This window comes from Streptomyces sp. NPDC047043, assembly GCF_040644055.1.
Taxonomy (GTDB): domain Bacteria; phylum Actinomycetota; class Actinomycetes; order Streptomycetales; family Streptomycetaceae; genus Streptomyces.
This window is the reverse complement of sequence record NZ_JBEYVO010000020.1, coordinates 208,973-222,884: the sequence shown is the minus strand read 5'-3', so window position 1 is coordinate 222,884 and position 13,912 is coordinate 208,973. Positions and strand designations below refer to the sequence as shown.

Genomic DNA, 13,912 nt, shown 5'->3' with positions numbered 1-13,912 from the left:
GGGCCCGCCGCCGGGGCTCTTCCTCCGGGTGGGCGCGCCTCTTTGTTTGGGGGGGCCGGCGCCGCCGCCCCCCCCACCCCCAAGCGGCCCCCCCCCCCCCCGGGCGGCGGCCCGGCCTTTCCCTCGGCCCTTCGAGGCCTCAAGGCCATGGACTGCGGTGGCCGGGCCGTCATGCGCCTGTCGTCGAGCCGGGGCGGACGATCATCAGGACCACCACGATCAGCCAGGCGAGGGCGAACAGGCCGGTGATCATCGACAGGCGGGGCAGCCGGGCGATCAGGGACTCGGTGGCGCTCGACGTCCGGTCGGGCTGGTCGAGCAGGGTGACCACGTCGTCCTGGGTGCCGAGCACCGCGATGCCCAGCAGGACGGCGGCCACCGCGGTCAGCGCCATGGAGGCGATGAGCCAGGCGCTGCCCATCACACCCATCACCTGTGCGGTGCCGATACCGAAGGCCGGGACGGAGATGCCCACCACGGCGTAGACCCGGCAGATCCGGTACAGCAGCCGGACCGATCCCTCGGCCGACTGCCGCTCGGGTCCGTCGGCCAGTGCCTGGCGCGCAACACGCGGGAACAGGCTCGACGCAATGGTGACCGGCCCGATGAGCAGGATCGCCGCCAGCACGTGGATGCTGAGCAGGAGTTTGGCCATGCCCGGTGTCTCCCTTTCCCGCGCACGCTGACGCGTGGCGTCAGGCGCACGGTTTCAGTCTGGGGTGAAGTGGCCCGACGGTTGATCACGTCGTCGCCCGGAGGTCCGGCCCCTTGCCTGACGCTTCGGCGGGTGTCCGGGGACTGTGAAGCTTGTGGCGGACGAACAGCGCCGCAGGCACGGCCATGACGATCAGTACGACTCCGCCTATGACGTTGCCCAAGTGCACGGCGTCGGTGAACGCCCTCGGCACCGCCGCTCCCACCACGCGAGCGAGGGATGCGGGAAGGCCCGTCCCGCCGCCGCCGTGTGACGCACCCTCCACGATCCTGTCCGCCTGCGGCGACGGGACGCCTGCCTCGACGAGACGCTCATTCAGGTTCCGGGGGAAGCGACTGGTGACGACGGTTCCGAGCACGCTGGGGCCGAGCACCGTTCCCAGCTGACGAGCCATGTTCACCGCTGCTGCCGCCATGCCCTCCTGCTGCGGCGGGACACTGTTGACCGCGGCAGCCGTCGACGGTGCCGTCAGCAGCCCCGCTCCGATGCCCGCCACCAGCAGGCCGGGCCACATCGCCCCGTAACCTCCCGAGGCATCGGTCGCGAGCAGCGCGAGGGACCCGGCTCCGATGAGGAGCAGACCCGCAGTGATCAGGAGCGTGAGACCGACCCGGCGCACCAGCACCCGGGCGGCCACTACGGTGACCAGGAGGAATGTTCCGAACAGCGGCAGCAGGCGCACGCCGACGTCGAGGGGACCGGTCTGTCCCACACGTTCCATGTAGAGCACGCTCAGCAGGGCGACACCGACCAGTCCGAAGACGCTGACGGCAGCTACGCCCATGACGGCCGAGAAGGAAGCGCTCCGAAACAGCCTCAGGTCCAGCATGGGGTCGGGGTTGCGGAGCTCCACGCGTACGAACAGGAACAGGGATACGGCGAAGACGACGTACATGGTGATGATCGGCGCCTTGGTGTACCCGGTGGCCCCGCCCTGAATGATCGCGTAGGTGGCCGAGGCCGTCACCACCGTGCCCAGGACGAGGCCCGCGAGATCGGGCTTGCGCGTGGGGTGCCGGGACTCGGCCACGAAGAGCGGGGTCAGGAGGAGGGCCGCGCCGGCGATGACGATGTTGGCGATGTAGACGGCGTGCCAGGTGAAGTGTTCGAGCAGGGCTCCGGCGAGGATCGGGCCGACGGCCAGGCCCACTCCGGAGCAGGCGGCCCAGATGCCGATCGCGGCGGTGCGCTCGTGCGGGTCGGTGAAGGTGGCACTGACGATCGCCAGGCTCGTCGGCAACACGGCCGAGCCGCCGAGGCCCGCGATCGCCTGTGCGGCGATGAGCATGCCGGCGCTGTCGGCGAAAACGGCGGCCAGGCTGCCGGCCAGGAACACGGCGGCACCCAGGCGGAACACCCGCCGCCGCCCCACGAGGTCGCCGAAGGTCCCGGCGGACATCACGAAGCTCACGACGGCGAGGCTGTACGCGCTGGTGATCCATACCAGCGTGCTCGCGGTGACGTGCAGATCGCTCTGTATGTCGCCCAGGGCCGAGATGGTGGAGGTGACGTCGACGAAGGCCATCATGACGCCGAGACAGACCACCACAAGGCCGAGCCAGCGGGCCCGCCCGCTGCCGGGGGGCGCGGCGCGGGAGGCCTGAGCCGGAACGGACGCCGTCATCGGACTGCCCCCGCCGTTTTCTGCTTCTGCGAGACGCCCAGTGACACCACAGCCGCGGCAGCCATGAGGGCCATGGTGACCAGCCATGCGTGCCGGTAGGTCTCCAGAGAGGCCCCACCGGAGGCGGTGCCGAGCATGGCGACCAGGATGCTGATGCCGACGACCGAACCGATCTGAGTCGACATGGTCACGATGGCACTGCCCGTAGCGGCCTGCTCGGAGCGCAGACCGACCGTCGCGGAGGAGACGACGGTCGGAAGCGCCAAGCCGGCGCCGAACCCGAAGAGCAGCCAGCACGGGAGGACTCCGGAAGCGTAGTTCGGGTCGTTGTGCAGGAGACCGGCGAACAGCAGGATGCCGGCAGAGGCGATCGCACTGCCGACCGCCGCGATGACGCCGGCCGGGATCCGGAAGCGGCGCTGGAGGGTTTCACTGGCGGTGGCAGCCAGCGCGAAGCCGATCGGACCGGGCAGACTGGCGCATCCGGTTTTGATCGCGGAGTAGTGCCAGTGGCTTTGCAGCCAGAGGATCGTCGACAGCAGGAGGCTTGCGAACGAGGCCAGTTGCAGCATGCCGGCGAGGTTCGCCGAGGCGAAGATCCGGTCCCGGAAGAGAGACAGGTCGACCACGGGCACCTGGTGCCGAGATGAGCGGAGCAGGAACGCCGCCAGCCCCACCACCGCCACGACCAGGGACGTGACGACCCGGGTGTCCGACCAGCCCCAGTCGGGCGCCTTCACCACGCCGAGCGCCAGGCCGCCGACCATGACGATCAGCAGGACGCCGCCGAGCACGTCGGGGATGCGGGCGTCTTGTTCGTGCCTGCCGTTGGCCACGAGTCGGGCGGCCATCGCGATGGCCAGCAGCCCGACGGGAATGTTCACCAGGAACAGCCACCGCCAGGAGGCCTGGACCAGCAGCCCGCCGAAAATCGGTCCGCACACCCCGGACAGCGAGCCTGCGGTGAACCAGATCTTGACGTACCGCTCCACCTTGTCCGCGGGGGCGCTCGTCAGCACCAGGCCGAGGCTGGCCGGGGTCAGCAGGGCGGCGCCCACCGCCTGGAGGGCGCGGAAGACGACCAGCACCCATACGTTGCCGGACAGGGCCGCCCCGAGGCTCGCCGCCACGAAGACGCCCATGCCGAAAAGAAAGCCGCTCTTGCGTCCGAAGCGGTCGGCGAGCCGTCCCGCGGGGACGAGCAGGGCGGCGAAGACGATCGCGTAGCCATTGAGCACCCAGCTCAGGTCCGACAAGGAGGTCGAGCCCAGGCCCTGCCCGATGTTCGGCAGGCCGACGTTGGTGATCCACACGTCGAGTTGGCCGAGGAAACTCGCCATGGCCAGCACGGCGAGGATGAGCGCCGGGCGGGCGTTCGAGGATGGTCCTCCGCCTCCCCTCTGGGTCAGTGGAGGGGCCATCTGATCTTGCGAAGACATGCGTCTCATCCGTTCTGCGGGATGCCGTGAGGGACCGGCGCCAGAGTTCTGGACCGATCTGTCAGGAACCGTAAGAAGTTCTGGAACGGAATGTCAAGAATGCTTGCGCGGCCTGTAGGCTGGCCTGCATGGGGCGCCCACCAGGATTCGACAAGGACAAGGTCGTACAGGCCGTCGAGCGACAGTTCCGCCGCACCGGATACGCCGGCACGAGCGTCGACGACATCGCGAAGGCCGGCGGCCTTGGCCGCGGCAGCCTCTACGCCGCCTTCGGCGACAAGAGCAAGCTGTACCTGCGGACGCTGGAGGCCTACTGCGAGCGCAACGAGAGCGTCTGGGTGGCCGTACTCGAGGGCCCCGACGACACCGCGCTGGAACGGCTGCACGCATACCTCGTGAGGTCAGCGCGATTTGTGCATGACGACCCCGACGGGCTCGGCTGCATGGTGACCGGCTTCGTCGTCGAGGGGGACGAGCACGATCCGCAGGCCACCGCACGCGTCAGGCAGGCCCTCTCCCGAATCGAAGGTTCACTGAGCGAGTGCGTTCAGGCCGCGCAGCGCCATGGCGATCTCGACCCCGAGGCGGACGCCTCCGCGATCAGCCGACTGCTCATGGCGAACAACCGGGGCATGGAAGTACTGGCCAGGGCCGGGTTCGACACGGCTGCGCTGGAGCGCGTCGCCGATCAGGCTTTCGCGGGACTTCCGCTCACGGCACGCGCCCGGTCCCGGCAGATGACCCGCCCAGCCGTCTCCGACGCTTCCTGACGCCGCTCGCTCCGGGGGCCGCACTCCGCGGTGCGGTCAGCGCTCTGCGGCGAATGACTCGACGTAGGCCAGGGCCCCGTACAGCGCGTCACGCAGGGGTGCGGACTCACCGGCCGCCTGGTCCAGCAGCGCTCCGCCCTGGAATGCGGCGGTGAGCAGGTGGGCGAGCGCGCTCGGGTCGGCCTCCGGCCGCAGTTCGCCGCGCTCGCGCATCCTGCTCAGGCCGCGCTTGAACAGCTCCTGCCACCGCTCGAAGCCGTCGGCCACCGCGCCCCGGTGGGAGGGCTCGGCCTTGACGACCTCGGCGGCCAGGGAGCCGAACGTGCAGCCGCCGCGCAGCATGTCCTGCGAGGCGATGTAGGAGTCGGCCCACCGGCGCAGGGCGGCGAAGCTGTCCAACTCGCCCAGCTCGGGGGCCCGGTGGCGGGCGACGATGGTGTCGGCCTGCCAGGCGAGCACCGCGCGCACCAGGGACTCCTTGGTGGGGAAGTGGCGCGTCAGCTGTGAGCCGCTGACCCCGGCGGCCGCGCGGATCTGCTCGTTGTTGGTGTTCTGCGCCCCGTGCTCGTAGATCAGCTCCGCCGCCGCCCGGACGATGCGTTCGCGCGTGGCCAGGCCCTTGGCGGTCAGCTTCCGGCCCGGGGCGTCGCTGTTCGTGGTCATGGTCACCATCGTACCGCAAAAAAGGGCTTGACAGCCCATTCTGCGAGGTGTTCCCTGGAGGCAGTCAAAAAGGGCTGCCAAGCCCATTCTTCTGGGAGGGGCGGACAGAAATGGGGCGTGGCCCTGCTCGTGGCCCTCACTCCCCAGGCGATGACCACGGTTCGACCATGCCTGGTTCGTCCAGGCCGGCGCCGGAATCGCCGCGGCCACCGCGATGCTCGCCCTCCGGGTCCGCCACACGCCCTGACCAGAGGGCGGCTCCCTCTCAAGAAACGTCCACAAACGGAGATCACCCTCATGGCACGCAACCTCCTCGTGATCGGCGCCACCGGCAAGACCGGCCGCCACACCACCGAACTCCTGCTCCAGCGCGGTCACCGGGTCCGCGCACTCGTCCGCGGCCGCGACGGGCGCGCCGAGCGGCTCGCCGGCCTCGGAGCCGACGTCGTGGAAGGCGACGTCCTCGACCTGGACTCCCTGGCCCGGGCGACCAAGCGGATCGACGCCCTGTACTTCACCTATCCGATCCGCCCCGGCCTGTTGGACGCCACCGCGAACGTGGCCCAGGCCGCGGAGGAGAACGGCGTCCAGGCGATCGTGAACATGTCGCAGGTCTCCGCCCGCCGCACCACCGCCAGCAACGCTGCACGCCAGCACTGGGTCGCCGAACGCGTCCTGGACCACTCCCCGGTCCCCGCCACCCACCTCCGGCCGACCTTCTTCGCCCAGTGGCTGATCGACACCTGGGCCGACGGAACCGGCGAACTGCGCCTGCCGTTCGCCGACGGACGCCACGCCCCCATCGCGGAAAGCGACCAGGCGAAGGTGATCGCGGCCGTCCTGGAAGACCCCGCCCCGCACGCCGGCCAGGTCTACCCGCTGTACGGAGCCGAGGAACTCGACCACTACGAGATCGCCGAGAAGATGTCGCGGGCGCTGGACCGCGAAGTCACCTACGTGCCCATCGAACTCGACGAATTCGCCGCCATCCTGCGCAGGCGCGGCGCGCCGGACCACCTGATCCAGCACCTGCTCGCCGTGGCCCTCGACTACCGCAACGGCGTCTTCGCCGGCGCCAACGACCTCGTGAAGACGATCGGCGGCAGCGACCCCCTCGACGTCGAGGGATTCATCGCCCAAAACCGCGCCGCCTTCGGCCTGCCCACCCTCTGAACACCTCAACACTGGAGAAGACAATGAGCGTTTGGTTCATCACCGGATCGTCCCGGGGCTTCGGCCTGGAAATCACCCGAGCCGCCCTCGCCGCCGGCCACCAGGTGGTCGCGACCGCCAGGAAGGCCGAAACCGTCCGCGAGCAGTTTCCCGACGCCGAGATCAGCCGCGTCCTGACCGACAACGGCCTCTTCATCGTGTACGACGTCATGCTCCTCGGCGATCCCACCCGCGTCGGCTACCCACTGCCGTGGGCCTCGGAGCCCGAACACAGCTTCCTGGCCCGCCCCGAGGAATACCGGTCGCTGCTGCACGAGGCCGGGTTCGACATCGTCGCCGAGCACGATCACCGCGCTCAAGCCGCCCAGTCGCTTCGTGACGCGGGCGCCCCGAACAGCGTGGCCATGGGCACCGACGCATCGACCAAGCTCGCAAAGGCGCTCCGGAACATCGAGGACGGTCTCCTTGCTCCGACCGAGATGATCTGCCGTCTGCGCTGATCTCACGCTCGATGTCCCGAGGTCCTGCTCGACCGCCCACAGATAGAAGCTGGCTGACCGCGGGAACGTCCCGGAAACCGAAGGTCGAGACGCCTCGAGGTCGTGGCCTCAATGATCGGCGGTCATGTGCAGCGCCTTCAGCACGTCCTCGTCCGTCAGTTGCTCGAACCGCTCGTAGCACAGGCCCACGGCCATGAAGGTCACCGGCCGTTGCAGACACACCACCTCGTCGGCCTCGGCCTGCATCAGTTCCGCTGCCTCCGGTGAGCAGACCGGCACGGCCAGCACGAGCCGCTGGGGTTGCTGGCGCCGTACGTACCGCAGGGCGGCGCGGGCCGTGGACCCGGTCGCCAGGCCGTCGTCGACGACGATCGCGGTGCGGCCGGTCAGGGCGGGGGCGGGGCGGCCCTGGCGGTAGAGCCGTTCGCGGCGGTGGAGTTCCTTGCGTTCGCGTTCGACCACGGGGGCGAGTGTCTTCTCGGTGAGGCCCAGCTGCTGCAGGGCGCGTTCGTCGTAGAGCGGTTCGTCGTCGCCGACGATCGCGCCGACGCCGAGTTCCCGCTGGAACGGGGCGCCGATCTTGCGTACGACGAGCACGTCGAGCGGGGCGTTGAGCGCGCGGGCCACCTCCTGGGCGACGGTGACGCCGCCGCGCGGCAGGGCAAGGACGACGGGGTCCGGCAGGGCGCCCTGCTCCTGCTGGATCCGCAGCCGTCCGGCCAGTTCCCGTCCGGCCTGTCTGCGGTCATGGAACTGCATCGTGGTCGCCTCTCCTTCCCGCACGGAGACGGCCCCCTCGCTCCGGCGCGTACCCGTTGCGCGCCGGTCGATGCACGCGGCCCGCCCTTACCACCGGCATCGGGCGCGGCCGGTGCCCGTCACGTCTGCGGTGCGGCCTCGCGCACGGCGTCGAGGCGGTCCTCGCACCAGCGTTTCACGATGTCCGCGACCTGTTCCAGCGCTCCGGGCTCCTCGAACAGGTGCGTGGCACCGGGCACGACACGCAGGGAGTGCGGGCCGCTCAGCTCCCGGGCCGCCGCCTGGTTCAGCCGCAGCACCTCCGGGTCCCGGCCGCCGACGATCAGCAGCACCGGAGCCCGTACGTCGCGCAGCGCGTCGGCGGCCAGGTCGGGGCGCCCGCCGCGCGACACGACGGTCAGGGTGCGCCGCTGTCGCGCGGCGGCGGCCGCCAGGGCCGCTGCCGCCCCGGTGCTGGCGCCGAACAGGATGACCGGGAGGTCCTCGGTGGCGGGCTGGGTCTCCAGCCAGTCGACGACGTCGACCACACGGCGGGCCAGGAGGGGTATGTCGAAGCGGTGCCGCGCCGTCGACGCGTCGTGCCGGTCCTCGTCCCTGGTGAGCAGATCCGTCAGGACGGTGCCCAGTCCGGCGGTGTGCAGTTCGGCGGCGACCGCGCGGTTGCGGGGGCTGTGCCGGGAGCTGCCGCTGCCGTGGGCGAACACCACGACCGCGCGGGCCGAGTCCGGCAGGGCAAGATCGCCCGGCAGCTCCACGCCGTCGGTCGGCACCGTGATCAACTGGGTGATCATCGCCATCATCCTCTCGTGGTAGGCGGCCCGACGGGTCGTATGACCTGCTGAGTCACGGGTACCCGGAGAGTGACAAACCACGTTCGAGGAGATGACTCGGATGCTGTTCATCGGACTGCTTCTCCTCGGGGCGACGGGCGCGTTCACCGCCCTGGCGATCGCAGACAACCTGTCCGGGGGCCCCGAGTACACCGTGACGGTGCTCGATCACCAGATCGCCACCATGAACATGCTGGCCGTCTTCAGCTCCGGCCTCGCGCTGGCGCTGATCTTCTGCCTGGCCCTGATGATGGTGAACGGGGCGGCGCATCGCCGCCATCGCCGGACGCGGGCGTACGACACGGGCGAGGTCACGCATCTCGACGAGATGATGGGACCGGACGCACGGGCCTGAGCAGACGGGCCCGACAGGACCTGGGGACGGACCATGGTCGGCGACACGGACGACGACATTGCGGCCCGGCGGCAGGGCTCGAGCGGTCACCGCTCGGTGCCGCACGCCACGGACATCCGGATCGACGCCTGGGGCACCAGCCGCGAGCGCTGCATGGCGGAGGCGGTGCTCGGACTGGTGGAGTGCTTCGCCGACATCACGGCGGTGCGGGCCGGCGCGGTGATGCATCTGCGACTGCCCGAGACCGACGACGACGATCTGCTGATCGCGCTGCTGGACGAGGTCGTCCATCGCATGGAGGTGCACGGCCAGGTGCCCGTCGACGTGGAGGCGGACACCGACGACGAGGGCCTCGACGTGCGCCTGGCGGTCGCCGCACTCGCGGACGTGGAGGTCGTCGGCCCCGCCCCGAAGATCGTCGCTTGGCACGGCCTCAGGTTCGGGCCGGACCCGTACGGCTGGTCGTGCGCGGTGACCGTCGACGTGTGAGCGGACCATGGGCGGCGGCACGGTGACGCTGTTCCTGTGCGGCGATGTGATGCTCGGCCGCGGCGTCGACCAGATCCTCGCCCATCCCGGCGATCCGCAACTGCGGGAGGGCTACGTCCAGGACGCCCGCTCCTACGTCCGCTTGGCGCAGGCGGCGAACGGTCCGATCCCCGCGCCTGTCCCTCCGTCGTGGCCGTGGGGCGAGGCGCTCCCGTTGCTGGCGGAGGCCGCCCCGGACGTCCGGATCGTCAACCTGGAGACGTCGGTGACGCGCAGCTCCGCCTTCGCGCCCGACAAGTTCATCCACTACCGCATGCACCCGGCCAACCTGCCCGCCCTCACCGTCGCCGCCCCGGACGTCTGCGTCCTGGCCAACAACCACGTACTGGACTTCGGCCGCGCAGGCCTCACCGAGACCCTCGGCTCGCTCACCCGCGCGGGCCTGCGGACGGCAGGAGCTGGCCGCGACGCCGAGCAGGCGCACGCACCCACGGCGGTGCCCCTCGGCACCGGCGGCCGGGTGCTGCTCTTCGCCCTCGGGGCCCGCTCCAGCGGCATCCCGCCGGACTGGGCGGCCACCTCCGAGCGGTCCGGAATCGCCTACGTGCCCGAGGTGTCGGCGGCCGCCGCGGCGAACGTGGTCCAGCAGGTGCGGCGGGAGAAACATGAAGGCGATCTCGCGGTGGTGTCGGTGCACTGGGGCTCGAACTGGGGCTACCGCGTCCCCCAGGCACACGTCCGCTTCGCCCGCGCCCTGGTGGACGGCGGCGTCGACCTGGTCCACGGCCACTCCTCGCACCACCCGCGCCCGGCCGAGGTGTACCGCGACCGGCTGATCCTCTACGGCTGCGGCGACTTCATCGACGACTACGAAGGCATCGGTGGCTACGAGGAGTACCGCGACGACCTGCGCATCGCCTACCTCGTCACGCTCGCCGCGGACACCGGGCGGCTGACCGGCCTGCGCATGCCGGCGCTGCAGGCCCGCCGCATGCGGCTGGAGCCCGCGCCGGACGCGGACCGCCGATGGCTGTGCACCACGCTGAACCGGATCAGCCACGGCTTCCACGTCATGCTCGGGCGCGACGGCACCCTCAACGGTTCGGTGCCGCCTTGCTGATGTCCTCCAGCGCGGAGTGCGGATCCTCGGTGGTGGCGAGGTCGCCGAGGCTGACCATGCCGACCGGGCAGCCACCGCGCTCGACGACCGGCAGACGGCGCACCGCATGGCGGCGCATCAGCTCCACGGCCAGGTCGGTCGTGTCGTCCGGCGAGAGGGTCGCCACGGGCGGCGGCGTGCACACGGAACCGACGGTCGTGCTCTCCGGATCGCGCCCCTCGGCAAGGGCCCGGACCACGATGTCCCGGTCGGTGAGCACACCGAACAGATCGCAGTCGTAGGCCACCAGGACGTCACCGATGTCCTGCTCGCGCATCACCCGGGCCGCGCGCGCCACCGTGGTCATGGGCTCCACGGAGGCCGCTCCGGGCGACATGACGTCGCGTATCTTCCGGGTCATGGGCACCTCCCGGATGCGGGTTCTCGTACGACTTCTTGTACGACGAGGTAGTACATGTCGGCCGCGTAGCCAGCTCCGGTGTCGGTAAACCCAGCGCCGGCCGGCGTAGGCCTTGGCGTTTGGATCAGCCCGGCGTCGCGGACCTTGGCACGCACCCCCAAAGGGGGACACTCAGCGGCGTTTTAGTCGGTCGCCGACGCTCCGCGTCGACTCCCTCGTCCGCGTGGCAGCCCGCTCGCTTGGCCGAGCTGGAGGCCCCGCCGATGCCGCAGTCTCCCCGTGCGGCGCTGCCATGATCGAGGAGACCGAGGGCGAGATCACCGAGCTGGATGAGCGGGAGCCCAGGCTGACCCCCGATCCGTCGGCTGAGCACAGCATGGCGAAGCCCGGCCGGATGGGGGAACCCGGCCGGGCTTCAGTCTGTTGGGGCGAGACGCTACTCGGCCGCCGCCGTGGCGGCCCAGACACGGGTCATGATCCGGAGCAGGTCCGGGTCGATCAGCTCGACGTCGTCGGCGTGGTCGCTGTGGGCCCAGACGTCCCAGCCCGGACCGGAGTTGCTGAGCTCATGCATGACGATCACGCCGTCGGCCGGGTTGGTGATCAAGCCGTCGCAGGCACGGCAGACGTGGAGGCTCATTCCTGATCACCGCCGGGCCGGTGGCACCCGCAACCGCATCGGCGGATCAGCAACAGGCCCTTTGAGTGCGGCAGCTCGACATCCGTGATCTGCCTGCACTCGCCGTGCAGGTCTTCGTAGCCCGGCCGTTGCGCCAGTGTGCATTCGGCCGACAGGGTCACCTCGTCGGTGATTGGCGCGCTCATGAGCCGCACCCCCGCCGGAGGATGTCGGCGAGCCGCAGCGCGACGTCCGCGCGCACCCGCCCCAGGTTGATCAGGTTCAGGGCAGGGGAAGCCGTGTCGGCTCCCAGGGACGGCAGGACGATCCCCGCCGCCGTCAGCGCTCCACGCAGCACCTCGACCGCCTCGACGACTTCGGTCCTGCCCGACTTCTGTGCAGTGGTCATGAACTCACCGTCACGGCGGGGCAGTTGAGCCAGCTAGCACATATTCACGGATATTCTTGGATAGGAATGAGATATGCACAGGCTTTCTGATATCGCGGCAGGTGAGGTGTAGCCGACGAGCAAGCGGTGGCGCAAGGCTGATCCAAAACCCTATGAGAGGGGCACCGATCATGAGGCGATTGCGCTTCAACGGCACAGGCAGCGGCGAGGGCGGCTGCCCGTCCGTGCACGAAGATCTGGACAGCGGCGAGGTCATCGTTCACGGCTCGCCGCTCACCGACCCCGAGGACATTGCGCAGCTCCGGCATCTCGGAGAGGGAGAGGTGCCGATCGTCGTACCTCGTGAACTGCTCGTGGACTGGGGGCCCAAGGACGTGACGCGTGACGCGATGATCATCGGCCTGGACCGCTTCGGACAGCTCTTCGAGCGGTTCGAGCACACCGCCTGGCGGCTGGAGACCCGGCGCCGGTACGCCTCCGACGAGGCGACCGGCACGTGGGCGCAGTTCGTCCGGGGCGAGACGCCGACCTGGGACCTGACCACCCCGTGGTCGGTGACGATCCGTGAGAAGACCGCAGGCGGCGCGCGGGTCGGACGGGTGCGCATCGTCGACGACCCCGCCACTCAGGGACAGCGCTACCTGCTCGCGCACGCCGAGAAGAACGCCGCCCTGGGCGAGGACATCCGCAATCTCTCGCGTGTCGAGGCTGACCGCCTGAGGCTCCCCGCCGAGGACTTCTGGATCTTCGACTCCCGGCTCGTCGCGCTCCTCCGCTTCGACGCCGACGACAACTTCTCCGACGTCGAGCTGATCACCGAACCGGCTGAGGTGATCAGGTACGCCATGGTCCGGGACGCGGCCATGCATCACGCTGTCCCCTGCGAGCAGTTCGCGGCCGACTTGAGCACCGAGGAGCAGTGATCAGGACCGGTGGGCACCGACTTCCAGCAGGCACGCGCGGCGCTCGGCGAGCGCCTGCGAGAGCTGCGCGAATCCGCCCCTGGCGGTCGGCTCACCGGCACGGTGCTCGCCCAGCGGCTGGGCTGGCCCCAATCGAAGATCAGCAAGCTGGAGAACGGCAAGCAGACCGCCACGGCCGATGAGCTCCGGGCCTGGGCCGAGGCGACCGGCCGGCCGGAGGCGGACGGGGAACTCATAGCCCGTCTCAGGGGACTTGAGTCCCACATCCGCAGTTGGCGGCGCCAGCTCGCTGCCGGTCACAAGGCCGTCCAGGACGCGCACAACGAGGCGCAGGCGCGGGCGGCCGTGCTCCACGCCTGGGAGTCGTCGTGGATCGTCGGCGTGCTCCAGACGCCCGATTATGCTCGGGCGATTCTCAGCCGATTCACCGAACTGCATGGCTCTGTCCGGGACATCGAGGCGGCCGTGCGCTCCCGCATGAAGCGCCAGGAAGGGCTCTACAGCGCGGGCCGGAAGTACCACATTCTCTTGTGGGAGCCGGTACTGAGCGCGTTGATCTGCCCGCCTTCGGTGCTCGCCGCGCAACTCGACCGGCTCTCCGGCGTGATCGGCCTGGACACGGTGGAACTCGGGATCGTGCCGATCGGCGCATCCCTGAAGATCCCGCCCGGCGGCGGATTCTGGGTCTACGACGAACAACAGGTCGTCGTCGAGAACTGGCACGCCGAACTCTGGCTCGACGACGCGGACAGCGTCGCTACCCACCTCAAGGTCTGGAAGACCCTGCGGGAGTCGGCCGTTTTCGGCGCCGATGCACAGAACCTGATCAGCCACGCGCGCCGGTCCCTGAACGTCATCTGATCATCCCTGAGCCGGCACTCCCTCCCACCCCACGAGCACCACCTTTGCTGATTGGCCCCACGGATGATCTCCAGGTCTCCACCATCGCGTGCATGACTGCTGCAGCCGCTGACTCCTGGTGGGCCGAGTGGCCGAAGTTCCTGCCGGGGTGGCTCGCGTTCATGTGGACCCTAGGTGTTGGGGCCCGAAAGGTCTGGCTGCGCCGACATCACGTCGCCCTCGGCCCCGCTGCTGTGAGTTGCGCGATGCCCTGGAGGCCGCCC

General features: G+C 70.1%; 18 protein-coding genes. 8 read left to right on the top strand and 10 right to left on the bottom strand.

All coding sequences use genetic code 11. The features are described 5' to 3' along the window. Positions 1-169: 169 nt before the first annotated feature. The 3 genes from ABZ880_RS30240 to ABZ880_RS30230 form a co-directional block, all read right to left on the bottom strand. Positions 170-655, bottom strand: coding sequence for a DUF2269 family protein (locus tag ABZ880_RS30240; protein WP_361268956.1), 486 nt, complete (start codon positions 653-655; stop codon positions 170-172). An 85-nt stretch (positions 656-740) separates the two neighbouring features. Further along, the gene (locus ABZ880_RS30235) at positions 741-2,339 is read right to left on the bottom strand and encodes an MFS transporter (RefSeq protein WP_361268953.1); all 1,599 of its coding nucleotides are present in this window, start codon (positions 2,337-2,339) and stop codon (positions 741-743) included. Beyond that, a complete protein-coding gene (locus ABZ880_RS30230; protein WP_361268950.1) occupies positions 2,336-3,778 on the bottom strand; it encodes an MFS transporter in 1,443 nt (480 codons plus the stop codon). The genes ABZ880_RS30235 and ABZ880_RS30230 overlap by 4 nt, the downstream gene beginning before the upstream one ends. Before the next feature lie 128 nt (positions 3,779-3,906). On the opposite strand from ABZ880_RS30230, the gene ABZ880_RS30225 reads away from it, so the two are divergent. Continuing rightward, positions 3,907-4,548 (top strand): TetR/AcrR family transcriptional regulator, encoded by a 642-nt coding sequence (locus ABZ880_RS30225; RefSeq protein WP_361268947.1) that lies wholly within the window; start codon positions 3,907-3,909, stop codon positions 4,546-4,548. Positions 4,549-4,584: 36 nt separating this feature from the next. On the opposite strand, the gene ABZ880_RS30220 is transcribed toward ABZ880_RS30225, so the two are convergent. Further along, positions 4,585-5,211: a TetR/AcrR family transcriptional regulator gene (locus ABZ880_RS30220; RefSeq protein WP_361268944.1), complete on the bottom strand. Its 627-nt coding sequence runs from the start codon at positions 5,209-5,211 to the stop codon at positions 4,585-4,587. 297 nt (positions 5,212-5,508) lie between these two features. Here ABZ880_RS30220 and ABZ880_RS30215 point away from each other — a divergent pair, with 297 nt between their 5' ends. Beyond that, complete coding sequence (locus ABZ880_RS30215; protein WP_361268941.1) at positions 5,509-6,384, top strand: NmrA family NAD(P)-binding protein; 876 nt, start codon at positions 5,509-5,511, stop codon at positions 6,382-6,384. Between the two features lie 23 nt (positions 6,385-6,407). Continuing rightward, positions 6,408-6,884 carry a hypothetical protein gene (locus ABZ880_RS30210; protein ID WP_361268939.1) on the top strand — a complete coding sequence of 159 codons (477 nt, stop codon included), beginning with the start codon at positions 6,408-6,410 and terminating at the stop codon, positions 6,882-6,884. 108 nt (positions 6,885-6,992) lie between these two features. Here the strand turns inward: ABZ880_RS30210 and ABZ880_RS30205 are convergent, their stop codons facing one another. Continuing rightward, complete coding sequence (locus ABZ880_RS30205) at positions 6,993-7,643, bottom strand: phosphoribosyltransferase (protein ID WP_361268937.1); 651 nt, start codon at positions 7,641-7,643, stop codon at positions 6,993-6,995. A gap of 119 nt (positions 7,644-7,762) precedes the next feature. Continuing rightward, a complete protein-coding gene (locus ABZ880_RS30200) occupies positions 7,763-8,434 on the bottom strand; it encodes an alpha/beta family hydrolase (protein ID WP_361268933.1) in 672 nt (223 codons plus the stop codon). A 91-nt stretch (positions 8,435-8,525) separates the two neighbouring features. Between ABZ880_RS30200 and ABZ880_RS30195 the strand changes: the two genes are divergently transcribed. The 3 genes from ABZ880_RS30195 to ABZ880_RS30185 are packed head-to-tail and all read left to right on the top strand — an operon-like array spanning position 8,526 to position 10,437. Continuing rightward, positions 8,526-8,828 carry a hypothetical protein gene (locus ABZ880_RS30195; protein WP_361268931.1) on the top strand — a complete coding sequence of 101 codons (303 nt, stop codon included), beginning with the start codon at positions 8,526-8,528 and terminating at the stop codon, positions 8,826-8,828. A 33-nt stretch (positions 8,829-8,861) separates the two neighbouring features. Continuing rightward, the gene (locus tag ABZ880_RS30190) at positions 8,862-9,317 is read left to right on the top strand and encodes an archease (protein ID WP_361268928.1); all 456 of its coding nucleotides are present in this window, start codon (positions 8,862-8,864) and stop codon (positions 9,315-9,317) included. A 7-nt stretch (positions 9,318-9,324) separates the two neighbouring features. After that, positions 9,325-10,437, top strand: coding sequence for a CapA family protein (locus ABZ880_RS30185; protein WP_361268925.1), 1,113 nt, complete (start codon positions 9,325-9,327; stop codon positions 10,435-10,437). Here ABZ880_RS30185 and ABZ880_RS30180 read toward each other — a convergent pair. From ABZ880_RS30180 to ABZ880_RS30165, 4 genes are all read right to left on the bottom strand, one after another. Continuing rightward, the gene (locus ABZ880_RS30180; protein WP_361268922.1) at positions 10,412-10,837 is read right to left on the bottom strand and encodes a CBS domain-containing protein; all 426 of its coding nucleotides are present in this window, start codon (positions 10,835-10,837) and stop codon (positions 10,412-10,414) included. The two genes, ABZ880_RS30185 and ABZ880_RS30180, sit on opposite strands and share 26 nt — an antisense overlap. 436 nt (positions 10,838-11,273) lie before the next feature. Next, on the bottom strand, positions 11,274-11,477 hold the full coding sequence (locus ABZ880_RS30175; protein ID WP_361268920.1) for a hypothetical protein: 204 nt from the start codon (positions 11,475-11,477) through the stop codon (positions 11,274-11,276). Then, positions 11,474-11,662: a hypothetical protein gene (locus ABZ880_RS30170; protein WP_361268917.1), complete on the bottom strand. Its 189-nt coding sequence runs from the start codon at positions 11,660-11,662 to the stop codon at positions 11,474-11,476. The genes ABZ880_RS30175 and ABZ880_RS30170 overlap by 4 nt, the downstream gene beginning before the upstream one ends. Beyond that, positions 11,659-11,865: a hypothetical protein gene (locus tag ABZ880_RS30165; RefSeq protein WP_361268914.1), complete on the bottom strand. Its 207-nt coding sequence runs from the start codon at positions 11,863-11,865 to the stop codon at positions 11,659-11,661. Before ABZ880_RS30165 ends, ABZ880_RS30170 begins: the two co-directional genes overlap by 4 nt. A 167-nt stretch (positions 11,866-12,032) precedes the next feature. Here ABZ880_RS30165 and ABZ880_RS30160 point away from each other — a divergent pair, with 167 nt between their 5' ends. Next, complete coding sequence (locus tag ABZ880_RS30160; protein WP_361268983.1) at positions 12,033-12,788, top strand: DUF6879 family protein; 756 nt, start codon at positions 12,033-12,035, stop codon at positions 12,786-12,788. 9 nt (positions 12,789-12,797) lie between these two features. Then, positions 12,798-13,649 (top strand): helix-turn-helix transcriptional regulator, encoded by an 852-nt coding sequence (locus tag ABZ880_RS30155; RefSeq protein WP_361268911.1) that lies wholly within the window; start codon positions 12,798-12,800, stop codon positions 13,647-13,649. Positions 13,650-13,912 lie beyond the last annotated feature (263 nt).